Source organism: Kitasatospora sp. NPDC036934 (genome assembly GCF_055608425.1).
Genome location: NZ_JBVJQR010000024.1, coordinates 42514 through 67399, shown reverse-complemented (window position 1 = coordinate 67399; position 24886 = coordinate 42514). Strand labels below are relative to the sequence as shown.

Genomic DNA, 24886 nt, shown 5'->3' with positions numbered 1-24886 from the left:
ACGGTCGGGACGCCCCCTCGAACCGCCCCGGAACCTTCCCGGGTCCGCCCGGACGTACGTCCGGCCGCCCCCCGCGGTTCCCGCGCCCCACCCGTCTCAGGGTCGGCTGGGGGAAATCTCATCCGCGAGAAGGGGAGCCACCCCGGCGGACGGCGGGGAATCCTGTCATAACCAGTATGCGAAGGGTATGCCGTGCCCGGCCGCCGGTCACGGTAGCGTCGGGGACATGAGAACCCTTGCACGACGTTCCCGGGGCACCGGGCCGCTTGCCCTGGTGGCGACGCTGCTCGGGCTGCTGCTTCTGTTCGCGCCCGCGGCCTCCGCCGCCGGCGGGCTGAGCGATGCCACCGCCGCCCTCAAGGCCGGCAAGGTCTACGTCGACCCGGCGATGACCAGCCGCTTCAGTCAGAGCCAGGCGGACGCCCTGACCAAGAAGATCGAGAAGGCCGACAAGCCGATCTTCGTCGCGGTCGTCCCCGACTCGCCTTCGTACAACAAGCAGAGCGTCTTCCAGGACGTGCGCACCAAGGTCGGCATCGACGGGGTCTACGCGATCTGGCGCGGTGACCAGTTCGCCGCCCGCGCCGACCGCGGCGCGATGTCGGCCGGCTCCGCCGAGAAGCTCGCCAGCGCAGCCCTGCACTCCCACACCGGCGACATCGACGCCACCCTGAACGACTTCGTCGACAACGCGGCCCCGCAGGCCAAGGGCACCGGGGTCAACCACAGCACCTCGATCGCCTGGGTGGTCATCCCGCTCGTGCTGGTGGCGCTGGCCGGCGCCGGCGTCTTCTTCCTCTTCCGCCGCGCCAAGCAGCGCAAGGAGGCCCAGGCCCGGGCCGAGCTGGAGCAGCTGCGCCGCGTGGTCGACGAGGACATCACCGCCTACGGCGTCGAGCTGGAGCGCCTGGACTTCAATCCGCGGGCCACCGACGCGGACGACGTCCAGCGCACCGACTACAGCCATGCGCTGGACTCGTACGAGAAGGCCAAGCGTCTGATGGACGAGGCCAAGAAGCCCGAGGACGTCAAGGTCGTCACGGAGACCATCGAGGACGGCCGGTTCGCGCTGGCCACCCTGGCCGCCCGGCGCGAGAAGCGCCCGCTGCCCGAGCGCCGCCCCCCGTGCTTCATGGACCCGCGGCACGGCCCGTCCGTCAAGGACGTCGACTGGGCCCCGGCCGGCGGCGCCGCCCGCAGCGTCCCGGTCTGCCAGGCCGACGCGGACCGGGTGGCCGCCGGCCTCGACCCGGCGATCCGCACCGTCGACACCGAGCACGGCCCGCAGCCGTACTGGAACGCCGGCCCGGCGTACGCCCCGTACGCGGGCGGCTACTACAGCGGCTTCGGTGGCGGCGGCCTGCTGTCGGGCCTGCTGGTCGGCACGATGCTCGGCTCGATGATGAGCTCCCCGGCCTACGCCGCGGCCCCCATGATGGGCGGCGGCCACGGCTACCAGGACCAGTACGACGGCGGTGACTTCACCGGCGCCGACTTCAACTCCTCCGACTTCGGCGGCTTCGGCGGCGGGGACTCCGGTGGCGGGGACTTCGGCGGCGGTGACTTCGGCGGCGGGGACTGGTAGTCCGCCCGCCCCGCGCCGTCCTCCGCGGCCCCGCCGGTTCCGACCGGCGGGGCCGTCCGCCGTTCCGGTGCGGGTTCGGGGAGCCAATCCGGTGTGGCGGGCTGGCGCCGTGACCCCCGACACCACTACTCCCGGAGTCCCGGTCGGCCCTGCTCGATGGCCGCGGCGCTCCAGGTGGTGGGGGAGAAGCGGGCCCTGCCGGCGGTGCGCGAGCTGTTCTACGGCAACCACCGCTTCGACCGGATCGCCCGCAACACCGGCGCGCCGCGCGACCGGCCGACCGCACGGCTGCGGGAGCTGGAGGAGGCCGGGGTGGTCGAGCGCGGCCCGTACAGCGCGGTGACCGGCCGTCGCGCCGGTTAGGGTCTTGGCATGCACGGTCGCGACGCCCACAGTGATGAACCGGTCCGGGTGACCGCCTGGGTCCGGGGGAGGGTCCAGCAGGTCGGGTTCCGCTGGTGGACCAGAGCGCGGGCGCTGGAGATCGGCCTCACCGGCTACGCGAGCAACCTCGGCGACGGCCGGGTGCAGGTGGTCGCCGAGGGCCTGGCCGCCGACTGCGAGCAACTGCTGACCCTGCTGCGAGGGCCGGACACGCCCGGCGCGGTGTCCGGAGTGACCGAGATCTGGACCGCCGTCGGCGCAGGTTACGAGGGCTTCGAGATCCGCTGAACGCCCGGCTCCCGGGCCGGCGTCGCCGCTCCCCGGAACTGATCCGCAACGGCCGGTGTCATACGGTTGCCAATCGGGCAGACTCGTGGTTGACTCCGCATCGAACGATGATCCACGAGCACGTGGTGGACCCGGGCCCGAGACCCCCCAGGCGTGACGACACCGCCGGGCAGGTGACAGGGGCGCGGTAGCGTGCGGTGATCGTGTTGACCCGTACCGTCTTTGGTGAGACGCTTGAAACCCGCGCACACGATCGCGTATCCCGGTAGGCGCATGCCCTCGTGAGCCCAGCTCACGGCGGTTGTGCCGTAGTGCCCAGCCAGCACTTCCGGTACGCGCCGCGCGTGCGTCCCCCTTCCCCCTAGACCTGTACCGTTCCGGTTCGGTCACTCAGCGTGGAGGACCATTCATCATGGCAAAGGCGCTTCTCGGGTACGTCGGCGGCCCCGACCCGCGAATGCTCTCCGAGATGCGACGGCTTCAGCAGCGCGTCCAGGACCTGGAGTCCGAGCTCCTTCGGATGCAGGCTGAGAACGACGCGCTCACCGCTGTCGCTGACGAGCACTCGCTGCTCAACAGCATCGACCTGGATCAGCGGGAGCCGGCTCTCACCTGAGCCCCGCCCCGCTCCTCACGGATCGACGCCGCTGTGCACTGAGCCGCCCCGAAAGGGACGCAGCTTTGCAAGGGACGCCCGGATGTGGCGTCCCTTCGTCGTGTCGGACTCCGGATACAGTCGGTTCCCGTCGTGAGCGAATGAGGAGACCGGCCGCGTGCACCTGAAGAGTCTGACGCTGCGCGGCTTCAAGTCCTTCGCCTCCAGCACCACCCTGCGCTTCGAGCCTGGCATCACCTGCGTGGTCGGCCCGAACGGCTCCGGCAAGTCGAACGTGGTGGACGCGCTGTCCTGGGTGATGGGCGAGCAGGGGGCCAAGTCGCTGCGCGGCGGCAAGATGGAGGACGTCATCTTCGCCGGGACCAGCGGGCGCGCCCCGCTCGGCCGGGCCGAGGTCAGCCTCACCATCGACAACGGCGACGGAGCCCTGCCGATCGATTACTCCGAGGTGACGATCACCCGGACCATGTTCCGCAACGGCGGCAGCGAGTACGCGCTCAACGGCGAGACCTGCCGCCTGCTGGACATCCAGGAACTGCTCTCCGACTCCGGCATCGGCCGCGAGATGCACGTCATCGTCGGACAGGGCCAGCTCGACTCCGTGCTGCACGCCGACCCCATGGGCCGGCGCGCCTTCATCGAGGAGGCGGCCGGCGTCCTCAAGCACCGCAAGCGCAAGGAGAAGGCGCTGCGGAAGCTGGACGCGATGCAGGCCAACCTCAACCGGGTCCAGGACCTGGTCGCCGAACTGCGCCGCCAGCTCGGACCGCTCGGCCGACAGGCCCGGATCGCCCGCCGGGCCGCCGGCATCCAGGCCGACCTGCGGGACGCCCGACTGCGGCTGCTCGCCGACGACCTGCTCGCGCTGCGCCGGGCCGTCGAGGCCGAGGTCGCCGACGAACTGGCGCTGCGGCTGCGCCGGACCACTGTCGAACAGGGACTGGCGCGGGCGGTGCAGCGCGAGCAGGTCCTGGAGGCACAGGTCCGGCAACTCGGCCCGGGCCTGGAGGCCGCCCGGCAGACCTGGTATCGCCTCTCCGCCCTCGCCGAACGCACCCGAGGCACGATCGGACTGGCCGAGGCCCGGGCCCGGCACGCCGCCGCCGGGAGCGCGGCCGAGGAACGGCGCGGCCGGGACCCGGAGGAGCTGGAACAGGAGGCCGAGCGGATCCGCGAGGATGAGGCCGCCCTCGCCGAGGCGCTGGAGGAAGCCCGGTACGCGCTGGCCGAGGCGATCGAGCGCAAGGACGAACTGGAGCGCGGGCTGGCCGCCGAGGAACGCCAGCTGCGGGACGCCGCCCGGGCCATCGCGGACCGCCGGGAGGGCCTGGCCCGGCTCCAGGGACAGGACGCCGCCGCCCGCTCCAGGGTCGGCTCGGCGGAGGCCGAGATCGGTCGGCTCACCGAGGCCAGGGACGAGGCGCTGCTGCGCGCCGGGGCCGCGCAGGGCGAACTGGACGAACTCCAGCAGCAGGTGGACGGCCTGACCGGGGACGACGAACAGGCCGAGGCCGGGTACCAGCGGGCCCGGGCCCGGCTGGCCGAGGCCGAACGGGACCAGACCGCCGCCCGGGAGGAGGCCGCGGCCGCCGAACGCGAACGGGCCGGGCTCACCGCGCGGCACGAGGCGCTCTCGCTCGGACTGCGCCGCAAGGACGGCACCGGCGCGCTGCTGGCTGCGGGGGAGCGGCTGACCGGGCTGCTCGGCCCGGCGGCCGCGCTGCTGCGGATCGAGCCCGGTTACGAGGTGCCGGTGGCCGCCGCGCTCGGGGCCGCCGCCGACGCGGTGGCCGTCGAGTCGCCGCAGGCCGCCGTCGGCGCGCTGCGACTGTTGCGCGCCCAGGACGCCGGTCGGGCGGCGCTGTTGATCGCCGGAGCAGAGGAACTCCCGCGCGGAAACGGTGAGTTGCCGGATGGCGCCCGATGGTCCGCCGAACTGGTCGACGGGCCGGGCGAGTTGATCGCCGCCGTACGGAACCGGCTGGCCGGGGTGGTCGTGGTCGCCGACCTGGAGCAGGCGCTGCGACTGGTCGCCGACCACCCCGAACTGTCCGCCGTCACCACCGAGGGCGACCGGCTGGGCGCCGGCTTCGCCCAGGGTGGCTCCGGTGGCGCGCCCAGCCTGCTGGAGACCCAGGCGGCGGTGGGCCAGGCGGCCCGGGCGATCGGCGAACTCGACCTCCGCTGCGCCGAATCGGCCGAGCGACTGGCCCGACTCACCGAACTGCGCCGGGAGTCGGCCGCGGAGGTCGAGCGGCTCGGCGAACTGCGGCGGCAGGCGGAGAAGGAGCGGGCCCAGGTGGCGAGGGCGCTCGGCCGGCTCGGCGGACAGGCCCGGGCCGCCGCCGGGGAGGCCGAGCGGCTGTCGGCCGCCGCCGCGCGGGCCGAACAGGGCCTGGCCGAACTGCTCGCCACCGCCGAGGAACTGGCCGAACGACTGGCCGCCGCCGAGGAGTCGGTGCAGTCCGGGGAGGACGAGCCGGACCCGGCCGAGCAGCAGCGGCTGGCCGGCGCCGCCTCCGCCGCCCGGCAGGGCGAACTGGAGGCCCGGCTCGCGGTGCGCACCCACGAGGAGCGGGTCCGCGCGCTGGCCGGCCGGGCCGACCAGCTGGACCGGGCCGCCCGCGCCGAGCGCGAGGCGCGCGCCCGGGCCGCCGAACGCCGCCGGCGCGCCGAGCACGACGCCCGGGTGGCGAACGCCGTCGCGGCGGGCGCCCGGCAGCTGCTGGCCTGCCTGGAGGTGTCGCTGGCCCGGGTGGACGCCGGGCGCGCGGGCGTCGAACAGGCGCTCGCCGAGCGGGAGAACGAGCTCCGGGAGCACCGCGAGCACGGGCGCGGGCTCAAGGAGGAGCTGGACAAGCTGGTCGACGCCGGCCACCGGGACGAGGTGCTGCGGGCGGAGAAGCGGCTGCGGATCGAGCAGCTGGAGGCCCGCGCGCTGGAGGAGTTCGGCATCGACGGGGGCGAGCTGCTGGCCTCGTACGGACCGGACCAGCCCGTGCCGCCGTCGCCCGCTGATGGCGCCGCCGAGGAGGGACAGGAGCGGGGGGAGCCGTACCCGTACGTCCGGGCCGAGCAGGAGAAGCGGCTGCGCGCCGCCGAGAAGGCGTACCAGCAGCTGGGCAAGGTCAACCCGCTGGCGCTGGAGGAGTTCGCCGCGCTGGAGGAGCGCCACACGTTCCTCGGCGAGCAGCTGGACGACCTCAAGCGCAGCCGGCGCGACCTGCTGGACATCGTCCGGGACGTGGACCAGCGGGTCGAGCAGCTGTTCACCTCGGCGTACCACGACACCGCCGCCCAGTTCGAGGGTGTCTTCGCCCGGCTCTTCCCGGGCGGCGAGGGGCGGCTGGTGCTGACCGACCCGGACAACATGCTCACCAGCGGGGTCGAGGTGGAGGCCCGCCCGCCGGGCAAGAAGGTCAAGCGGCTGTCGCTGCTGTCCGGCGGCGAGCGCTCGCTGACCGCGGTGGCGCTGCTGGTGGCGATCTTCAAGGCCCGGCCCAGCCCGTTCTACGTGATGGACGAGGTGGAGGCGGCGCTGGACGAGACCAACCTGCGCAGACTGGTCGGGATCATGGAGGAGCTGCGGGAGAGCTCCCAGCTGATCGTGATCACCCACCAGAAGCTGACCATGGAGTCCGCCGACGCGCTGTACGGCGTGACCATGAAGGGCGACGGGATCTCCCAGGTGATCAGCCAGCGGCTGCGCGAGGGGGCACCTCCCGGCCGCCAGGCCGGGGGAGAGCGCCGGGAGCGGCGTCCGTCGGGCGTCGGTCGGGTGACGGTCTAGGGCGGCGGCGGTCCGGAACGGCTCCGGTCACGGATACTGGTCGGGTTATGGAATACGTGATCCTTGCCGTAGTCATCGCCGTGGTCGCCGTCGGCGCGATCGCGGGCCTCGTCGTTTCCGGCAGACGACGCCAGCAGCTGCCCCCGAAGTCGCAGGCGCCGGTCATCACGGCGCCGAAGCCCACCCCGCGGGAGCCCCAGGTCGGCGAGGAGGCCGCGCCGCCGACCGAGGAGCCGCGCCGCACCGTCGAGGAGGTGCCGCTCCCCGAGGCCCCCGCGGTCCCCGAGGCCCCCGAGATCCCCGAGGCCGTCGAGGTCGAGGCCCCCGCCGAGGCCGAGGTGGCGCCCGCCATCGAGGTCCCCGAGCCCACCGCCGGCCGGTTGGTCCGGCTGCGCTCCCGGCTCTCCCGTTCGCAGAACTCCCTCGGCAAGGGGCTGCTCTCGCTGCTCTCGCGCGAGCACCTGGACGAGGACACCTGGGAGGAGATCGAGGAGACCCTGCTCACCGCGGACGTCGGCGTCGCCCCCACCCAGGAGCTGGTCGAGCGGCTGCGCACCCGGGTGAAGGTGCTCGGCACCCGTACGCCCGAGGAGCTGCGCGGCCTGCTCCGCGAGGAGCTGGTCGAGCTGGTCGGCAAGGACGCCGACCGCACCGTCCGCTCCACCAAGCACGAGGAGGGCCCGGCCGTGGTCCTGGTCGTCGGCGTCAACGGCGTCGGCAAGACCACCACCACCGGCAAGCTGGCCCGCGTCCTGGTCGCCGACGGCCGCCGGGTGGTGCTCGGCGCGGCCGACACCTTCCGGGCCGCGGCCGCGGACCAGCTGCAGACCTGGGGCGAGCGGGTCGGTGCGCGTACCGTGCGCGGCCCGGAGGGCGGCGACCCGGCCTCGATCGCCTTCGACGCGGTCAAGGAGGGCATCGCCGAGGGCGTCGACACCGTGCTGATCGACACCGCCGGCCGACTGCACACCAAGACCGGCCTGATGGACGAGCTGGGCAAGGTCAAGCGGGTCGTCGAGAAGCACGGCCCGGTGGACGAGGTGCTGCTGGTGCTGGACGCCACCACCGGCCAGAACGGTCTGATCCAGGCCCGGGTGTTCGCCGAGGTGGTGGACATCACCGGCATCGTGCTGACCAAGCTGGACGGCACCGCCAAGGGCGGCATCGTGGTCGCGGTGCAGCGCGAGCTGGGCGTGCCGGTCAAGCTGATCGGTCTGGGCGAGGGCGCGGACGACCTGGCGCCGTTCGAGCCGGGTGCGTTCGTGGACGCGCTGATCGGGGACTGACCGGGACTCCCCGTCGACGAGGGTCCGCTCCTCCGGGAGCGGGCCCTCTCGCGTGCCCAGGGTGCCTCCCGCCCCGAGCCGACGGGGCGGGTCGGGGCCGAGAGGGAGGAGTGACGGGCGAGGTGCGAGCGCTGGAGCGACGCCCTCGGCACCGGTCAGAGCGCCCCGGAGGAGAGCGGGCGCGGCGCCGGACGGGTCAGGAGGCGATCCAGGCGGGCTCGGCGGTGCGCTCGCGGCTGCGGTGGCAGGCGTAGGCGAGGGTGCCGAGCAGCAGCCGGGCCTCGGGCGGGCAGCCGGCGTTGTCGCGGGTGGGGCGGCGCAGCCAGCGGACCGGGCCGAGTTCGCCGAGCACGGTGGGCGGGGCGGCGACGTAGCTGCCCTCGCCGTGGCAGGTCAGGTCGAGCGCGGCGTCGTCCCAGCCCATCCGGTAGAGCAGGTCGGGCAGTCGACGGGCGGTGCCGGCGGCGACCAGGAACTGCAGCCGGCCGGTGGGCGGGGCGAGCACCGGGCCTACCTGGGTGCCCATCCGCTCCAGCCGGACCAACGCCTGCAGGCCGGCCGGCTCGGGGACGTCCAGGACGTCGAAGGCGCGGCCGGTGGGGAACAGCACGGAGCCCTCGGCCCCGGTGGCCCCGGCCCGGCTCGCGGTGCCCGGCACGGGGTGCAGGCCGGGCGCGGCGCAGCGCCGGGAGCCGCAGGGGCAGTGGGGCGGGGTGGCGGAGTCGGCCGGGTCGCCGGTGGCGACGGTCCAGCCCCAGCGGCCGGTGTACTCCGCGGCGGCCTGGGACGCGGTGACCTTGGTGCGGCGGCGCGCGCCCAACGGCGCCAGCCGCAGGTGCCCCAGTCGAAGTTCGCCGAACAGGTTGTCCATGCCTCCCCCAACAGGTTCTGGTTGCCGATGGTTACGGGATGGTGACTGTGTGTTGATTGTCCGTTCCGTGGTGCGTAGTGCGGTGGCGGCGCGCAGCGCTTGGCGTGCGCCTGTTGCGGGGGTGTGCCTCGGGCGCCGCCTTGTGGGGGCGGCGCCGATGCCGGATCGTCGGGTGCGCGTGGTGGTTGCCGTCCCGAGTGGGTGGCGAACTCGCCTGTGGCTGCGGCGGATTGCGGGGGCTGCCGGGTCTTCCGGGGGTGGCCGGGGGACTTGGCGGCCCGCATATGCCGGGCCGCCGCGACCACCTAGTCAAGCGCGTGCTCCCGGAGTTCGGTTCACTCCTGGGGGTGGCGAAAGGTGGCGTTTCGCCAGGGGCGCTCCCACGGGTACCTCGCGGGGCACTACGTTCAGCACGCGGACGTCGTCGGAGCTCCCGCTCCGGGCCGTCGGGGAACGGGAGTTGGGGATCTGACGGACCGTCCACGACGATGGCACACCAGTACGACGAGGCGGTACCGCAACACCTCAGACACGGCACGTCTGGCAAGAGCCCGCAACCGTCGGGCGGTCACGATCGGGGGCCCCGCAGGGGCCGGGCGGGATGGGGACGTTCCCATGGCAGAGAAGCAACCCAACGAGAAGCTGACCACGTGGTTCGCCCGCAGTGGCTGGTCCAAGGGGGAGTTGGCCCGCCAGGTCAACCGCCGGGCCCGGCAGATCGGCGCCCACCACGTGTCCACCGACACCTCCCGGGTGCGCCGATGGCTCGACGGCGAGCAGCCCCGCGAGCCGATCCCCAAGATCATGTCCGAGCTGTTCTCGGAGCGCTTCGGCTCGGTGGTCTCGATCGAGGACCTCGGCCTGCGCGCCGCGATCCCGGTCTCCACCGTCGGTGGCGGCGTGGACCTGCCGTGGAGCGCCCCGCAGACCGTCCAGCTGATCAGCGACTACTCCCGCAGCGACCTGATGCTCAACCGCCGGGGCTTCCTCGGCACCTCACTCGCGCTGACCGCCGGCGCCGCGCTGATCGAGCCCATGCAGCGCTGGCTCGCCCCCGGCCCGACGGGCATCCCCACCCCGATCCTCACCGCGGCCAACGGCGGCGAGGTGTTCACCGGCCGGCTCTCCGAGCCCGAGCTGGAACTGCTGGAGCAGACCACGGTCATGTTCCGCCAGTGGGACGCCCAGAACGGCGGCGGGCTGCGCCGCAAGGCCGTGGTCGGCCAGCTCCACGAGGTCACCGACCTGCTGCAGGAGACGTACAGCGAGGACACCACCAAGCGGCTGTTCCGGCTCACCGCCGAACTCGCCCACCTGGCCGGCTGGATGTCCTACGACGTCGGGATGCACCCGAGCGCGCAGAAGTACTACGTGCTCGCCCTGCACGCCGCCAAGGAGGCCGGCGACCGCCCGTTCGGCGCGCTGATCCTCACCGACATGAGCCGCCAGATGATCCACCTCAACCGGGGCGAGGACGCCCTGGACCTGATCCACCTGGCCCAGTACGGCAGCCGGGACACCGCCACCCCGCGGCAGCAGTCCCTGCTGTACGCGATGGAGGCGCGCGCCTACGCCACCATCGGCGAGGTGAACCGCTGCGCCCGGGCGATCCGGCTGGCCGAGGACACCTTCACCGACATCCGCGAGGGCGACGGGGACCCGGACTGGCTGAAGTTCTTCTCGCCGGCCGAGCTGAACGCCGAGAACGCCCACTCCTACCGCGACCTCGCGTACCACTCGGACAACGCCCAGCTGTACGCCTCGCTGTCCGCGCCGGTGATGGGGCGCGCCGTCGACCTGTTCCGCCAGGACGACGACCACGTGCGCTCGTACGCCTTCAACCTGATCGGCATGGCCAGCGTCCACCTGCTGCAGAAGGAGGCCGAGGAGGCGGCGCGGTACGCCGAACAGGCGGTGGACATCGCGACCAAGGTGCGCTCGGAGCGGCTGAACTCCCGGGTCCGCAAGACCACGGAGGCCGCGGCCGCCCGGTTCCAGGGCGTGGACGCGGTGAGCCGGCTCCAGGAGCGGGTGGTCCAGGACATCCCGGAGTTCGTCTCGGTGGTCTGAGCGGCCCAGGGCAGGAGACTCCACCGACCGTGACGGCCGCCGCCGTCACGGTCGGTGGCTTTACGGGCCACGGACCGTGCGGTGCGGCGGCAGAGTAGCCCATCCGGCCCTGCGGCGGGGCCGCGGTTCACGCGGCCGTAACCCGCGCGTCGCACGCGTCACGGCCGCGAAACAAGCGACCGCACTGGCCGAAACCCGCCTTCGGCACTCTCCTCTTCATCGCCGACACCCCGGGTGGCACGGGACAGGTACCCGGGGGCGGAGCGGCTTGGACGCAGAGGAGACGCCGATGCCGGACGGCTTCAGCGCGGGCGACACCGCCTTCGTGCTCATCAGTGCGGCCCTGGTCATGGTGATGACCCCGGGCCTGGCCTTCTTCTACGGGGGCATGGTCAGGGCCAAGAGCACATTGAACATGCTGGCGATGAGCTTCCTCTCGCTCGGCATCGTCAGTGTGCTGTGGGTCCTCTACGGCTATTCGCTCAGCTTCGGGCCCGACTCCTTCGCCGGACTCATCGGCAACCTGGACTTCCTCGGGATGCGCGGCATCGGACTGAACGAACTGACCGGGTCGATCCCGGTGACGGCCTTCGCGATCTTCCAATTGATGTTCGCGATCATCACCCCGGCGCTGATCAGCGGCGCCGTCGCGGACCGGGCCAAGTTCTCCGCCTGGGGCCTGTTCATCGCGCTCTGGGTGTCGGTCGTCTACTTCCCGGTCGCGCACTGGGTGTTCTTCATGGACAACGGCCACGGCGGCTGGCTGGGCGACAGAAACGGCGTGATCGACTTCGCCGGCGGAACGGCCGTGCACATCAACGCCGGTGTCGCCGGCCTCGCACTCTGCCTGGTGCTGGGCAAGCGGGTCGGCTTCAAGAAGGACCCGATGCGCCCGCACAGCCTGCCGCTGGTGATGCTCGGCTCCGGGCTGCTGTGGTTCGGCTGGTTCGGCTTCAACGCGGGCTCGGCGCTGGCCGCCAACGGCGTGGCCGCGATGGCGATGGTCAACACCCAGGTCGCCACCGGTGCCGCGCTGGTCGGCTGGCTGGTCTACGAGAAGCTCAAGCACGGCGCGTTCACCACGCTGGGCGCCGCCTCCGGCGCGGTGGCCGGCCTGGTCGCGATCACCCCGGCCTGCGGCTCGGTCAGCCCGCTCGGCGCGGTGGCCATCGGCCTGATCGCGGGCGCCGTCTGCGCCGCGGCCGTCTCGCTCAAGTACCGCTGGGGCTTCGACGACTCGCTCGACGTGGTGGGCGTGCACGCGGTGGGCGGGGCGATCGGCTCGCTGCTGATCGGCCTGTTCGCCACCGGCGGGGTCGGCCAGACCGCCAAGGGCCTGTTCTACGGCGGCGGGCTGGGTCAGCTCGGCAAGCAGGCGATGGGCGTGGCGGTGGTCGCGGCGTACTCCTTCGTGCTCTCCTGGCTGCTGGCCAAGGCCGTCGACAAGCTGGTCGGCTTCCGGGTCGCCGAGGAGGTCGAGGTGGCCGGCATCGACCAGGCCGAACACGCCGAGTCCGCCTACGACTTCAGCGCCGTCGGAGGCGGCCTGGCCCGGGCCCTGCCGGCGCTGGGCCTCGGCTCCGGTGCCAGCTCCGGGCCCGGGTCCGCGCCTGGTGGCAAGCCCGCCGGGACGGCCGTCGAGAAGGCCGCCGACAAGACCACCGAACAGCCCGCCGAGAAGACCGAGGTCGACGCCCGATGAAGCTCATCACCGCCGTGATCAAGCCGTACCGCCTGGACGAGGTGAAGGCCGCCCTGCAGGCCTTCGGGGTCCACGGCCTGACCGTCACCGAGGCCAGCGGCTACGGGCGCCAGCGGGGCCACACCGAGGTCTACCGGGGCGCCGAGTACACCGTCGACCTGGTGCCGAAGATCAGGATCGAGGTGCTGGTCGAGGACGAGGACGCCGACGACCTGATCGACGTCCTGGTGAAGGCCGCCCGCACCGGCAAGATCGGCGACGGCAAGGTGTGGAGCATCCCGGTCGACACCGCCGTCCGGGTCCGCACCGGCGAACGCGGCCCGGACGCCCTGTGAGGCACTGACCGATCCGGCGGACCCGCCCCTGCCCGGGGCGCGGGTCCGCCCGTCGGTGCATCCCCGCTCGGCCGTACGACGGCTCGGCCGTACGACCGCCTGGCTGCACGACGGCTCGGCTGTACGGCCCACCCGCACCACGGCCCACCCGCACCACGGCTCACCCGCATCACGGACGGGACCCCGCGCATGACCACCGAGACCAGCCCCTCCGATCCCCTGGACCACCCGGCGGCCCGGACCGCGCTGCTGGAACGGCCCGGACTGACCGGCCGCCCGCGCCGCCTCGCGCTCGCCCGGCTCACCGACGACTGGCTGGCCGGGCTGCTCGCCGCCGCCGGGGCCCCGGCCTCCGGCGTCGCGCTGGTCGCCGTCGGCGGCTACGGCCGGGGCGAGCTGTCCCCGCGCAGCGACCTGGACGTCCTGCTGCTGCACGACGGCCCGATCGCCCGTGAGCTGCCCGAGCGGATCTGGTACCCGGTCTGGGACGCCGGAGCCAAGCTCGACCACTCGGTGCGCACCCCCGCCGAGGCCCGTGCGGTGGCCGCCGCCGACCTCAAGGCCCAGCTCGGCCTGCTGGACGCCCGCCACCTCGCCGGGGACCCGGCGCTCACCGCCGCGCTGCGCTCCGCGGTGCTCACCGACTGGCGCGCCAGCGCCCCCGCGCGCCTGCCAGAGCTGCGCGAACTGGGCCGGGAGCGGGCCGAACGGCACGGCGAGCTGTCCTTCCTGCTGGAGCCCGACCTCAAGGAGGCCCGCGGCGGCCTGCGCGACCTGGTCGCGCTCGACGCCGTCGCCGCCACCTGGCTCGCCGACGCGCCCCGGGACGGCCTGGACGCCGCGGCGCTGCGGCTCGCCGATGTCCGCGACGCCCTGCACCTGGCCACCGGACGGGCCACCGAACGGCTCAGCCTCCAGGACCAGGACCAGGTCGCCGAGCGGCTCGGGGTGCTGGACGCCGACACCCTGCTGCGCCAGGTCTACGAGGCCGCCCGGACCGTCTCCTACGCGACCGACGTCACCTGGCGGGCGGTGGACCGGGTGCTCGCCGCCCGCTCCGGCCGGGGCCGTCGGGCCGTCCGGCTGGGCTTCCCATTCACCGGTGCCGGGCGCGGCAGCGGCGCGGTGGCCCGGGGCGCCGTCACGCGCCGCCCGCTCGCCGAGGGCGTGGTCGAGCAGGACGGCGAGGCGGTGCTCGCCCAGGCCGCCCGCCCTGCCGCCGACCCGGTGCTGCCGTTGCGCGCCGCGGCCGCCGCCGCCCAGAACGGGCTGACCGTCTCGTACGCGACGGTGCGCCGACTGGCCACCGAGTGCCGTCCGCTGCCGGTGCCCTGGCCGGACGAGGCGCGCGAGCAGCTGGTGACCCTGCTGGGGGCGGGGGAGGCGGCCGTGCCGGTGTGGGAGGCGCTGGAGGCGGAGGGGCTGGTGACCAGGCTGATACCGGACTGGGAGCGGGTGCGCTGCCGCCCGCAGCGCAACGCGGTGCACCGCTGGACGGTGGACCGGCACCTGGTGGAGACGGCCGTCCGGGCCGCCGCGATGACCCGCCGGGTGGCCCGGCCGGACCTGCTGCTGGTCGCCGCGCTGCTGCACGACATCGGCAAGGGCTGGCCCGGCGACCACAGCGAGGCCGGCGAGGTGATCGTCCGCGACCTGGCCGCCCGGATGGGCTTCCCGCCCGAGGACACCGAGACCCTGGCGGTGCTGGTCCGCCACCACCTGACCCTGGTCGACACCGCGACCCGGCGCGACCCGGACGACCCGGCCACCGTCGAGACGGTCACCAAGGCGGTCGGCACGCTGCCGGAGCTGGAGCTGCTGCACGCGCTCACCGAGGCGGACGCGCTGGCCACCGGCCCGGCGGCGTGGAGCGCCTGGCGGGCCTCGCTGGTGGACGGCCTGGTGGCCCGGGCCGCCGCCCAGCTGGCCGGGGGCCCGGTCCCGCCGACGGAGGTCGCGCCCGGCGCGGAGCAGGAGCGGCTCGCCGTCGAGGCCGCCCGCACCGGCGCTCCCGCACTGTCGCTGCTGGCCCAGGCGGTGGGCGCGGACCCGGGCACCGAACCGATGGGCGTCGAGCTGACCCTGGCCGTCCCGGACCGGCCCGGGCTGCTCGGCACGGTGGCCGGGGTGCTGGCGCTGCACCGGCTGACCGTCCGCTCCGCCGGTCTGCGCGAACTGGACCCGATCGGCGCGGGCCCGGTGCTGCTGCTGTCCTGGCGGGTGGCCGCCGAGTTCGGCGAACTGCCGGAGGCGGCCCGGCTGCGCGCCGACCTGCGCCGGGCGCTGGACGGCTCGCTGGACGTCTCCCGCCGCCTCGCCGAGCGGGACGCCGCCGCCCCGCGCCGCCGGGGCATAGCGACCCCACCGCCGCTGGTCGCGGTGGCGCCGGCGGTGGCCTCGGCGACCGCGACCGTGCTGGAGGTCCGCGCGCACGACGCCCCCGGGCTGCTGCACCGGATCGGACGGGCGCTGGACGGGGCGGGCGTCCGGGTGCGCACCGCGCACGTCTCCACGCTGGGTGCGGAGGCCGTCGACTCCTTCTACCTGACCGATCCGGAGGGTCGTCCGCTCACCGCGGGGCGGGCCGGGGAGGTGGCGGCGGCGGTCCGGGCGGCGCTGGGCTGAGGCCTTGCCGTCCGGGGCCGGACCTCCGCCGTACGGGGCGGCGGAGGTCCGCCGCACGGGATGCCGGAGGTCCGCCGTACGGGGCGGCGGAGGTCCGTCGTACGGGGCGGCGGAGGTCCGCCGCACGGGATGCCGGAGGTCCGCCGTACGGGGGTGGAGACCGTACCCGGGGCGGCCGGATACCCTGGGGGACGACGACCGTACTGATACCGATGCCGCAGAGGACCCGCGACGACGTGTTCGACACCCTTTCCGATCGCCTCGCAGCGACGTTCAAGAACCTCCGGGGCAAGGGCCGCCTGAGCGAGGCGGACATCGACGCCACCGCCCGCGAGATCCGCATCGCGCTGCTGGAGGCGGACGTCGCGCTGCCGGTCGTCCGGGCCTTCATCAAGCAGGTCAAGGAGCGGGCGCTCGGCGTCGAGGTCTCCGGCGCGCTGAACCCGGCGCAGCAGATCATCAAGATCGTCAACGAGGAGCTCATCGCGATCCTCGGTGGCGAGACCCGCCGGGTGCGGTTCGCCAAGAGCGGCCCGACGGTCATCATGCTCGCCGGTCTGCAGGGTGCCGGTAAGACCACCCTCGCGGGCAAGCTCGGTGCCTGGCTGAAGAAGCAGAAGCACACCCCGCTGCTGGTCGCCTGCGACCTCCAGCGCCCCAACGCGGTCAACCAGCTCCAGGTGGTCGCCGACCGCGCCGGCGTGGCCTTCTACGGCCCGCAGCCGGGCAACGGCGTCGGCGACCCGGTGCAGGTCGCCAAGGACTCGATCGAGTACGCCAAGCAGAAGCAGTACGACGTCGTCGTCGTGGACACCGCCGGCCGCCTGGGCATCGACGCCGAGCTGATGCAGCAGGCCGCCGACATCCGCGCCGCGGTGAACCCCGACGAGGTCCTGTTCGTCGTCGACGCGATGATCGGCCAGGACGCGGTCACCACCGCGCAGGCCTTCCTCGACGGCGTCGACTTCACCGGTGTCGTGCTCTCCAAGCTCGACGGCGACGCCCGCGGTGGTGCCGCCCTGTCGGTCGCGCACGTCACCGGCCGGCAGATCATGTTCGCCTCCAACGGCGAGAAGGTCGACGACTTCGACGCCTTCCACCCGGACCGGATGGCCTCGCGCATCCTGGGCATGGGTGACGTCCTCTCGCTGATCGAGAAGGCCGAGCAGACCTTCTCGCAGGAGGAGGCCGAGAAGATCGCCGCCAAGCTGCGCGGCGGCCCGAAGGCCTTCACGCTGGACGACTTCCTGTCCCAGCTGGAGCAGGTCCAGAAGATGGGCTCGATCTCCAAGCTGCTCGGCATGCTGCCCGGCATGGGCCAGATCCGCGAGCAGATCAACAACATCGATGACAAGGACGTCAACCGGGTCGGGGCGATCATCAAGTCGATGACCCCGACCGAGCGCGCCGAGCCGGAGCTGATCAACGGCTCCCGCCGGGCCCGCATCGCCAAGGGCGCGGGCGTCCAGGTCGGCGAGGTCAAGAACCTGGTCGAGCGGTTCTTCGACGCCCGCAAGATGATGTCCGCGATGGCCTCCGGCAAGGGCATGCCCGGCATGCCGGGGATCCCCGGCATGGGCGGCGGCGCGAAGAAGTCCGGCAAGAAGGCCCCGCAGGCCAAGGGCAAGCGCAAGAGCGGCAACCCGCTGAAGCGGGCGCAGGAGGAGGCCGCGGCCGCCGAGCGCCGCGCGCTCGGTCCGGGTGCCGGCCAGGGCCCGGCCGACGGCGGCGCGTTCGGCCTCGGCGCGGGCAAGGGCCCGGCCGACTTCGAACTGCCCAAGGAGTTCAAGGACCTGCTGTAGGCCTCGGCCCGGCAATCCTGTTCGGCCCGTCGCCCGGTGCACTCCGGGCGGCGGGCCGTTCGCGTGTCCGGGCCGTCGTCGCTGCTGCTGCTGCTGCCGTCGCCGTCGCTGCCGCCGCCGCGTCCGTGCGTGCGGGCCGGGTGAGGGCCGGGGGTGGTGTTCGGGCACGTGTCGGCCTGGCCGGGCACGCTGCGGTGCCGGAGGACGGTGCGGTGTCCGATGATGGCGGCATGCGAGTGACGATCAGGGCCCCGAGGGCCGAGGACGAGGTTGTGTACGCGGAGGCGGTCCGACGGTCCGCCGAGCACATCGGACGGTGGAACCCGGTCGAGCCGGACGGCCTGCCGGAGCTGCTGGGGCGGCAGGGGGCCGGCCTGCGCACCTTCCTGATCCTCGACCGGGAAACCGGCGGGCTCGTCGGGAAGGTGAACGTCGCCAACATCGTGATGGGCCGGTTCTGCAACGCCTCGCTGGGCTACGACTCGTACCTGCCGTTCGCCGGCACCGGGCGGATGACCGAGGGCCTGCGGCTGGTCCTGGACCGCTGCTTCGCCCCGCAGTCGGCCGACGGGCTGGGGCTGCACCGGCTGGAGATCAACGTGCAGCCGGAGAACGAGCGCTCGATCGCGCTGGCCAAGCGGCTGGGCTTCCGGCACGAGGGCTTCACCCCGCGGATGCTCTTCCTGCAGGGGGACTGGCGCGACCACGAGCGGTTCGCGCTGACCGCGGAGGAGTGGCCGGGCGCCGCCGTGTGAGCCCCGACGGGGCGTCATAACCGCTGGTCGGGGGGCTTGGGCACGGCCGTACGGCCGGTCCGGCGCGGCGTTGCGGTTGGCCCGCCCGAGCGGCTGTCCGTATTGTCCGGTGGGTGACCGAACCCGTGCCGCCGCGCCAGACCCCCGACCAGCCCTGGCGGTCCGAGGGGGCCCCGCCCCCGCCGCCGCCCCGCCGCCGGATGCCCGGCGGCTGGGCCGGCCTCGTCCTCACCGCACTCGTGGTGTTCCTGATCTCCGACCTGCTGCTGTCGTTCTTCGGCAACGAGGGCGCCACCACGATCTCCTACACCGAGTTCAACAACCAGCTGAACAAGGGCAACATCACCAAGATCTACTCCAAGGGCGACGCGATCGAGGGCACCCTCAAGAGCGCCCAGCCCAAGCCCGACGGCGGCAAGGGCGACTACACGGAGTTCGACACCCAGCGCCCCTCCTTCGCGGGCGACAACCTCTGGACCACCCTGCAGCAGCAGGGCGTCGAGGTCACCGCCACCTCGCCGGTCCAGCAGCGCAGCTTCCTCACCAACCTGCTGCTCTCGCTCGCCCCGATGCTGCTGCTGGTCTTCATCTGGGTGCTGCTCGCCCGCCGGATGGCCGGCGGCCTCGGCGGCGGACCGCTCGGCCGCAAGGCCCCGCCCAAGCCGGTCACCGCCGATCAGGGCAAGCGCACCACCTTCGCCGACGTGGCCGGCATCGACGAGGTCGAGGCCGAACTCACCGAAGTGGTCGACTACTTGAAGAACCCCGAGCGCTACCGCAGGCTCGGCGCCAAGATGCCGCGCGGGGTGCTGCTGAGCGGCCCGCCCGGGACGGGCAAGACCCTGCTGGCCCGGGCCGTGGCCGGGGAGGCGGACGTGCCGTTCTTCTCCGCCTCCGCCTCCGAGTTCATCGAGATGATCGTCGGCGTCGGCGCCAGCCGGGTCCGCGAACTGTTCACCGAGGCCCGCAAGGTGGCCCCGGCGATCATCTTCATCGACGAGATCGACACCATCGGCCGCCAGCGCGGCGCCGGCGGCGGCATGGGCGGGCACGACGAACGCGAGCAGACGCTCAACCAGATCCTCACCGAGATGGACGGCTTCACCGGCTCCGAGGGCGTCATCGTGATCGCCGCGACCAACCGGGCCGACGTGCTCGACCCGGCGCTGCTGCGCCCCGGCCGCTTCGACCGCCGGATCACCGTCAGCCCGCCGGACCGGGAGGGGCGCGCGGCGATCCTGCGCATCCACACCCGGACCGTGCCGCTGGCCGGCGACACCGACCTCACCCGGCTCGCCAAGGTCACCCCAGGGATGACCGGCGCCGAACTCGCCAACCTGGTCAACGAGGCCGCTCTGCTGGCCGTCAAGCGGGAGCAGGACGCGGTCAACGAGCGGGACCTCTCGGACGCCCTGGAGAAGGTCCAACTGGGCGCCGTACGGCCGCTGGTGATGCCGCAGGAGGAGCGCGAGCGGACGGCATACCACGAGAGCGGGCACGCGCTGCTCGGCATGCTACAGCCGGGCGCGGACCCGGTCCGCAAGATCACCATCGTGCCGCGCGGCCGGGCCCTCGGCGTCACCCTCTCCACCCCGGAGAACGACCGCTACTCGTACACCGAGCCCTACCTGCGCGGCCGGATCATCGGCGCGCTCGGCGGGATGGCGGCCGAGCAGGTGGTCTACGGGGTGATCACCACCGGCGCCGAGAGCGACCTGGAGCAGGTCACCAACATCGCCCGCGGGATGGCCGGGCGCTGGGGGATGAGCGAGCGGGTCGGGCGGCTCACCGCCGTGCCCGCGGACGCGCAGGGCGCGTACGGGCTCTCGGCGGCGCCGACGACGCTGGACGCGGTGGACGAGGAGGCCCGGCGGATCGTCGCCGAGTGCTACGAGGACGCGGTGCGGATCCTGGCCGAGCAGCGGCCCCGGCTGGACGCGCTGGCGGCGGCGCTGCTGGAGGCGGAGACGCTGGACGAGGAGGCGGCCTACCGGGCGGCGGGGGTGCCCCGGAAGACGGCCGACGAGGAGGCGTGAACCGGTAGCCGGGGGTGCCCGCCGTGGTGGTGGGTGCCCCCGGCTCGTCGTGCGTTCCCCGGTGCGCCCAGGGGGGGTTCGTTCGCGGTGTGTTCAGGGGTGTGTTCGGCGGCGTGTTCGGCAGCGTGTCCAGGGTCTGTTCAGGAGGTGTCCTCAACGGGGCCGCTCGGCGATCAGGTAGCGGAAGACGTTCTCCATCCGGACCGAGTCGTCCGGGCGCAGGTACGGCTGCAGCGCCTCCTCCAGCTCCTTGGCCACCAGCGCGGCCCCGGAGAACTCCTCCGCCGCCTCGAACAGCCCGGTGGAGAGCAGCCCGCGTACCGCGCTGTCGAGGTCCGGGTAGGCGAACGGGCAGCCCACCCGGCCGCTGCCCGCCGGGCGCAGGCCGACCGGCAGGAGCAGGTCCTCCAGCGCGCCGGGCGCGCTCAGCTCGAACGGGTCGCGCGCGGTGGTCCGCCCCGCCCGCCGGCGGGCCACGTCCAGCACCGGGGCGCTCTCGCAGCGCTCCGGCGGCCCCCAGGCGGCCAGCACCACGTGCCCACCCGGAAGGGTCAGCCCGGCGGCCTCGGCGACCACCCGGCCGGGCTCGGCGGCGCCGGGCAACTGGTCGAAGACCGTCACTAGCGAATGGGCCGAGCGGGGGACGGCGGCGGTCGGCCGGGCCCCCGCGCACACCCGCAGCCGGCGGTCCCGGGCCAGCTCGCGCAGCTCGTCCCGGGGCTCCTGCCCGGCCACCTGGGCGCCCCGTCCGGCGGCGAGCAGGAGGGCCAGTCCGGAGCGGCAGCCCAGCCCCAGCACGCTGCTCGCCGGGCCGACCTCCAGCCGGTCGTACACCGCCTCGTAGAGCGGTACCAGCATGCGTTCCTGGATCTCCGCCCAGTCGCGCGCCCGCGCGGGCCCGGCGGCCCCCTGCTGCGGGTGGTGCGGTCGTGCGCCCGTCGGTCGTGCGGTCGTGCCGGTCGTCCGAGCTGAAGCCATCGCGGCCTCCCATCCGGTCCTTCGGTGTGCTGCTACGGCTCCCCCAAAGTCCCGCCCCACTCCAGCGAACAGCGGGTCGGGCCCGGCGTCCAGAGGGGTGCAGGGTGGTGCGCGCGTGTCGCGGTCGTGCGCCCCCTGCGGACGGCATGCCACGGCTGCCGGCCGGTGAGGGCGGCGGTGACGTCCCGCGAGAGCGGTGGCGATCCCCCGCGAGGGCGGTGACGATCTCCCGCGAGGGCGGCCGTGATCTCCCGCAAGTGTGATGGCGATTCGAAGTGAGGGGGTCGATCCCCGTACCATTCCGCCCATGGCTAAGGCACCCGTTCTCACCCCTCAGGCGGAAGACTTCCCGCGCTGGTACCAGGACCTCATCAACAAGGCCGAGCTGGCCGACAACGGTCCGGTGCGCGGCACCATGGTCATCCGACCGTACGGCTACGGCCTGTGGGAGCGGATGCAGCAGGAGATGGACGCGCGCATCAAGAAGGCGGGCGCGCAGAACGCCTACTTCCCGATGTTCATCCCGCAGTCCTACCTGACCAAGGAAGCCGAGCACGTCGAGGGCTTCGCGCCCGAACTCGCGGTGGTCACCCACGGCGGCGGCAAGCAGCTGGAGGAGCCGGTCGTCGTCCGGCCGACCTCCGAGACCATCATCAACGAGTACTTCTCCAAGTGGGTGCAGAGCCACCGGGACCTGCCCCTGCTGATCAACCAGTGGGCCAACGTGGTCCGTTGGGAGCTCCGCCCGCGCGTCTTCCTGCGCACCACAGAGTTCCTCTGGCAGGAGGGCCACACCGCCCACGCCACCTACGAGGACGCCCGTGCGTACGCGTCGATGATCCACACCCAGGTCTACGGCGACTTCATGACCAATGTGCTCGGCATCGACGTCGTGCTCGGCCGCAAGACCGCCAAGGAGCGCTTCGCCGGCGCCATCAACACCCTCACCCTCGAAGGCATGATGGGTGACGGCAAGGCGCTGCAGATGGGCACCAGCCACGAGCTGGGCCAGAACTTCGCCAAGGCGTTCAACACCACCTACCAGTTGCAGGGCGCCGAGCGCGAGCACGTCTGGCAGACCTCCTGGGGCGTCTCGACCCGCATGGTCGGCGGACTGATCATGTCCCACGGCGACGACAACGGCCTGCGGGTGCCCCCGCGCCTGGCCGCCGTCCAGGCCGTGGTGCTGGCCATCAAGGGCGACGACGCGGTCATCGCCAAGGTCCGCGAGATCGGCGCCCAGCTGGAGGCCGCCGGCATCCGGGTCGTGGTCGACGACCGCACCGACACCCCGTTCGGCCGCCGCGCCGTCGACTGGGAGCTCAAGGGCGTTCCGCTGCGCATCGAGGTCGGCCCGCGCGACCTGGAGAACGGCACCGCGATGCTGGCCCGCCGCATCCCCGGCGGCAAGGAGCCGGTCTCCATCGACGCCCTGGCCGCGCTGCTGCCGGGCGTCCTGGAGGAGGACCAGGCGCTGCTGCTGCGCCAGTCCCGCGAGCGCCGCGAGGCCCGCACCGTCGACGTCAAGACCCTCGACGAGGCCGTCGAGGCCGCCGCGACCGGCTGGGGCCGGATCTCCTGGGCCGACCTCGGCGCGGAGGGCGAGGCCAAGCTGTCGGAGCAGGGCGTCACGGTGCGCTGCATCGTCGCGGCCGACGGTTCGGTGCCGCAGACGGACGACCAGGACGGCAATATCGCGATCGTCGCGCGCGCGTACTGACCGCCGCGCACTGATCGCACTGATGCACGTACCGGTACGCACTGTTGCGAGTAGTGTTGCGCGTACTGACGTGCTACTGCCGTACGTACCGGCGTGCGCACTGCTGCGCGTACTGATGACGGCCGCCGGCAGGTAATGACCGTTACCGGCGACATTTGCCCGGAATGCGGATGGGTAAGAATCCGGTAACTCTGCCGGAGGAGCCCGAGCGGGCTACATCCCTACTGGCCGGTCAACTGCCGGTATTAACGGAATAGCGGTACGGTGTACGGCCCGTGGCCCTGTCAACTTCGGCGGGTCCACGGGCCGTACGTCCTGGGGGCGACAGCCCGCCTCCCGGATGGAATTCACGAGGTCCGCCGGTGTTGCGACGGGCCGAAACCGGCAGGGGGTTGGTCTTGCGTAAGATCCGGAACGCGCAATTCGCGCGCAGTCGCGCATTCCTGGGAGTTCCCTGGGAATTCCCGGAGAACGGGAACATGCGGAACATCGGCTCACTCTGCATCGTTGGTCTAGCGTGAGCACGACACAGCCCCTCGTCCTCGCGGCCGAACTGGCCGCCGCCTGGAGTGACATCCAGGCCTACCACCAGGACCTTCCCGACCTGGCCTCGCCCGAGGCACTGATCGGCGAGTCCTCCTCGGCCTGTGGCACGCGGCTCGGTTTCGAGCGGCTCCTCCACGAGGCTGCCCACGGTCTGGCCGCGGCCCGGGACATCCGGGACACCTCGCGCGCCGGCCGATACCACAACCGGCGCTTCCTGATGCTCGCCTCCGAGCTGGGCCTGGCACACCCGGTCGAGCCGCACGCCAGCAGCGGCTTCTCCCAGGTGACCATGCTCAAGGAGACGCAGGAGCGCTACGCCGAGACCATCGAGCGGCTGGACCGCGCCCTCGGCGCGCACCAGGAAGCGGTGGCCGGCGACGGCACCAACCGCGCCTTCCGCGGCCCGGCCGCCCGGCACGGCTCCTCCGGGGGTGGCGTCCGGGTCAAGGCGGTCTGCGGCTGCGGACGCAACGTCCGGGTCGTGCCGTCGGTGCTCGCCCAGGCGTCCATCGTCTGCGGTGCGTGCCAGCAGCCGTTCAAGATCGCATAACCCGGCGTCGGGGCCGGTCGGCGACTGTGCGGGCAGTCGGCGCGGCCGGCGTGATCGGCGTGATCGGCAGCGGTGACATCGGTGACATCGGTGAGTCTGTGGGCTGACCGGGAGCGGGGGCTCCCGGTCGAGCCCTGAGCTGTTCGTTCGCGGCGCCTGTGCTGGCGCTGTCCGCCGGGTGTGGCCCTGTGTCGCGGGCTCCCAGCGGGTTCCTGGCGAGTCCCCTGCGGGTGACGGTCGGGTCGGTCGGGTGTCGGTCGGGGTGGCCGCGTGCCGGTCGGGGTGGCCGCGTGCCGGTCGGGACGGTCGGGTGTCGGTCGGGGTGGCCGCGTGCCGGTCGGGACGGCCGAGTGAAGACCCTTCGCGCCGGTATGGCAGAATAGACAGCTGAGTACTCGGCAGCCGGGTCAGGACCCCTCTCTCCTACGGCTGGCGTGTCCCTTGAACGGCCCGCCCCGCAACCCCACGCGGACGGCAAGGCCGCTCACCCACGTCAACACCAGGAGAATCCACTCCCGTGGCAGTCAAGATCAAGCTGAAGCGTCTCGGCAAGATTCGCTCCCCGCACTACCGCATCGTCGTCGCCGACGCCCGCACCAAGCGTGACGGTCGCGCGATCGAGGAGATCGGCATCTACCAGCCGACCTACAACCCCTCGAAGATCGAGGTCGACAGCGACCGCGCCCAGTACTGGCTGTCCGTCGGCGCCCAGCCGACCGAGCCGGTCCTCGCGATCCTCAAGCTGACCGGCGACTGGCAGAAGTTCAAGGGCCTGCCGGCCCCGGCGCCGCTGCTGGTCGCCGAGCCCAAGGTCGAGGACTTCTCGCACCTGTTCGCGAAGGCCGTCGCCGGCTTCGAGGACGCCACCACCGGTGTCGCCATCACCCCGAAGGCCAAGAAGTCGGACAAGGCCGAGGCTGAGGCCGACGCCGCCGTCGAGGCCTGAG

General features: G+C 73.2%; 18 protein-coding genes. 16 read left to right on the top strand and 2 right to left on the bottom strand.

Translation table 11 applies throughout. The features are described from left to right. The first annotated feature begins 226 nt into the window (after nucleotides 1-226). The 6 genes from ACZ7BZ_RS29875 to ftsY all read left to right on the top strand — a co-directional run bounded on the left by ACZ7BZ_RS29875 (nucleotide 227) and on the right by ftsY (nucleotide 7949). The gene (locus ACZ7BZ_RS29875; protein WP_470361050.1) at nucleotides 227-1585 is read left to right on the top strand and encodes a hypothetical protein; all 1359 of its coding nucleotides are present in this window, start codon (nucleotides 227-229) and stop codon (nucleotides 1583-1585) included. Nucleotides 1586-1741: 156 nt separating this feature from the next. Continuing rightward, entirely contained in the window at nucleotides 1742-1948 is a 207-nt protein-coding gene (locus tag ACZ7BZ_RS29870) for a winged helix-turn-helix transcriptional regulator (RefSeq protein ID WP_470361049.1), read from the top strand. A 9-nt stretch (nucleotides 1949-1957) separates the two neighbouring features. After that, nucleotides 1958-2257: an acylphosphatase gene (locus ACZ7BZ_RS29865; protein WP_380453390.1), complete on the top strand. Its 300-nt coding sequence runs from the start codon at nucleotides 1958-1960 to the stop codon at nucleotides 2255-2257. Nucleotides 2258-2669: 412 nt separating this feature from the next. Then, nucleotides 2670-2873 (top strand): hypothetical protein, encoded by a 204-nt coding sequence (locus ACZ7BZ_RS29860; protein ID WP_030243474.1) that lies wholly within the window; start codon nucleotides 2670-2672, stop codon nucleotides 2871-2873. A gap of 157 nt (nucleotides 2874-3030) precedes the next feature. After that, nucleotides 3031-6663 (top strand): chromosome segregation protein SMC, encoded by a 3633-nt coding sequence (gene smc / locus ACZ7BZ_RS29855; RefSeq protein WP_470361048.1) that lies wholly within the window; start codon nucleotides 3031-3033, stop codon nucleotides 6661-6663. Between the two features lie 47 nt (nucleotides 6664-6710). Beyond that, a complete protein-coding gene (ftsY, locus tag ACZ7BZ_RS29850; RefSeq protein ID WP_470361047.1) occupies nucleotides 6711-7949 on the top strand; it encodes a signal recognition particle-docking protein FtsY in 1239 nt (412 codons plus the stop codon). Between the two features lie 196 nt (nucleotides 7950-8145). Here ftsY and ACZ7BZ_RS29845 read toward each other — a convergent pair whose 3' ends face one another. Beyond that, a complete protein-coding gene (locus tag ACZ7BZ_RS29845; protein ID WP_470361046.1) occupies nucleotides 8146-8820 on the bottom strand; it encodes a bifunctional DNA primase/polymerase in 675 nt (224 codons plus the stop codon). Between the two features lie 573 nt (nucleotides 8821-9393). Here ACZ7BZ_RS29845 and nsdA point away from each other — a divergent pair. From nsdA to ftsH, 7 genes are all read left to right on the top strand, one after another. Beyond that, entirely contained in the window at nucleotides 9394-10890 is a 1497-nt protein-coding gene (gene nsdA / locus ACZ7BZ_RS29840; protein WP_380453478.1) for a transcriptional repressor NsdA, read from the top strand. A 289-nt stretch (nucleotides 10891-11179) separates the two neighbouring features. After that, nucleotides 11180-12592, top strand: coding sequence for an ammonium transporter (locus ACZ7BZ_RS29835; RefSeq protein WP_380453382.1), 1413 nt, complete (start codon nucleotides 11180-11182; stop codon nucleotides 12590-12592). Continuing rightward, nucleotides 12589-12927 carry a P-II family nitrogen regulator gene (locus tag ACZ7BZ_RS29830; protein ID WP_270143771.1) on the top strand — a complete coding sequence of 113 codons (339 nt, stop codon included), beginning with the start codon at nucleotides 12589-12591 and terminating at the stop codon, nucleotides 12925-12927. Before ACZ7BZ_RS29835 ends, ACZ7BZ_RS29830 begins: the two co-directional genes overlap by 4 nt. 189 nt (nucleotides 12928-13116) lie before the next feature. Further along, a complete protein-coding gene (locus ACZ7BZ_RS29825; protein ID WP_470361045.1) occupies nucleotides 13117-15552 on the top strand; it encodes a [protein-PII] uridylyltransferase in 2436 nt (811 codons plus the stop codon). Between the two features lie 236 nt (nucleotides 15553-15788). Further along, nucleotides 15789-17354 carry a signal recognition particle protein gene (gene ffh / locus ACZ7BZ_RS29820; protein WP_380453476.1) on the top strand — a complete coding sequence of 522 codons (1566 nt, stop codon included), beginning with the start codon at nucleotides 15789-15791 and terminating at the stop codon, nucleotides 17352-17354. 230 nt (nucleotides 17355-17584) lie between these two features. Next, a complete protein-coding gene (locus tag ACZ7BZ_RS29815) occupies nucleotides 17585-18109 on the top strand; it encodes a GNAT family N-acetyltransferase (RefSeq protein WP_470361044.1) in 525 nt (174 codons plus the stop codon). 113 nt (nucleotides 18110-18222) lie between these two features. Continuing rightward, nucleotides 18223-20145, top strand: coding sequence for an ATP-dependent zinc metalloprotease FtsH (ftsH, locus tag ACZ7BZ_RS29810; protein ID WP_470361043.1), 1923 nt, complete (start codon nucleotides 18223-18225; stop codon nucleotides 20143-20145). Between the two features lie 153 nt (nucleotides 20146-20298). Here ftsH and ACZ7BZ_RS29805 read toward each other — a convergent pair whose 3' ends face one another. Continuing rightward, nucleotides 20299-21123 (bottom strand): class I SAM-dependent methyltransferase, encoded by an 825-nt coding sequence (locus ACZ7BZ_RS29805; RefSeq protein WP_470361042.1) that lies wholly within the window; start codon nucleotides 21121-21123, stop codon nucleotides 20299-20301. 307 nt (nucleotides 21124-21430) lie between these two features. Here ACZ7BZ_RS29805 and proS point away from each other — a divergent pair, with 307 nt between their 5' ends. The 3 genes from proS (at nucleotide 21431) to rpsP (ending at nucleotide 24885) form a co-directional block, all read left to right on the top strand. Then, nucleotides 21431-22843: a proline--tRNA ligase gene (gene proS / locus ACZ7BZ_RS29800; RefSeq protein ID WP_470361041.1), complete on the top strand. Its 1413-nt coding sequence runs from the start codon at nucleotides 21431-21433 to the stop codon at nucleotides 22841-22843. Between the two features lie 517 nt (nucleotides 22844-23360). Next, nucleotides 23361-23939: a hypothetical protein gene (locus ACZ7BZ_RS29795; RefSeq protein WP_188307074.1), complete on the top strand. Its 579-nt coding sequence runs from the start codon at nucleotides 23361-23363 to the stop codon at nucleotides 23937-23939. A 517-nt stretch (nucleotides 23940-24456) separates the two neighbouring features. After that, nucleotides 24457-24885 carry a 30S ribosomal protein S16 gene (gene rpsP, locus ACZ7BZ_RS29790; RefSeq protein WP_380453371.1) on the top strand — a complete coding sequence of 143 codons (429 nt, stop codon included), beginning with the start codon at nucleotides 24457-24459 and terminating at the stop codon, nucleotides 24883-24885. Nucleotide 24886 lies beyond the last annotated feature (1 nt).

Excerpts from the sequence above, each read along its gene's own strand:
- ACZ7BZ_RS29875 (WP_470361050.1), top strand. The coding sequence starts at position 227 with ATGAGAACCCTTGCACGACGTTCCCGGGGCACCGGGCCGCTTGCCCTG.
- ACZ7BZ_RS29870 (WP_470361049.1), top strand. The coding sequence starts at position 1,742 with ATGGCCGCGGCGCTCCAGGTGGTGGGGGAGAAGCGGGCCCTGCCGGCG.
- ACZ7BZ_RS29865 (WP_380453390.1), top strand. The coding sequence starts at position 1,958 with ATGCACGGTCGCGACGCCCACAGTGATGAACCGGTCCGGGTGACCGCC.
- ACZ7BZ_RS29860 (WP_030243474.1), top strand. The coding sequence starts at position 2,670 with ATGGCAAAGGCGCTTCTCGGGTACGTCGGCGGCCCCGACCCGCGAATG.
- ftsY (WP_470361047.1), top strand. The coding sequence starts at position 6,711 with ATGGAATACGTGATCCTTGCCGTAGTCATCGCCGTGGTCGCCGTCGGC.
- ACZ7BZ_RS29845 (WP_470361046.1), bottom strand. The coding sequence starts at position 8,820 with ATGGACAACCTGTTCGGCGAACTTCGACTGGGGCACCTGCGGCTGGCG.
- ACZ7BZ_RS29835 (WP_380453382.1), top strand. The coding sequence starts at position 11,180 with ATGCCGGACGGCTTCAGCGCGGGCGACACCGCCTTCGTGCTCATCAGT.
- ACZ7BZ_RS29830 (WP_270143771.1), top strand. The coding sequence starts at position 12,589 with ATGAAGCTCATCACCGCCGTGATCAAGCCGTACCGCCTGGACGAGGTG.
- ACZ7BZ_RS29825 (WP_470361045.1), top strand. The coding sequence starts at position 13,117 with ATGACCACCGAGACCAGCCCCTCCGATCCCCTGGACCACCCGGCGGCC.
- ACZ7BZ_RS29815 (WP_470361044.1), top strand. The coding sequence starts at position 17,585 with ATGCGAGTGACGATCAGGGCCCCGAGGGCCGAGGACGAGGTTGTGTAC.
- ACZ7BZ_RS29805 (WP_470361042.1), bottom strand. The coding sequence starts at position 21,123 with ATGGCTTCAGCTCGGACGACCGGCACGACCGCACGACCGACGGGCGCA.
- proS (WP_470361041.1), top strand. The coding sequence starts at position 21,431 with ATGGCTAAGGCACCCGTTCTCACCCCTCAGGCGGAAGACTTCCCGCGC.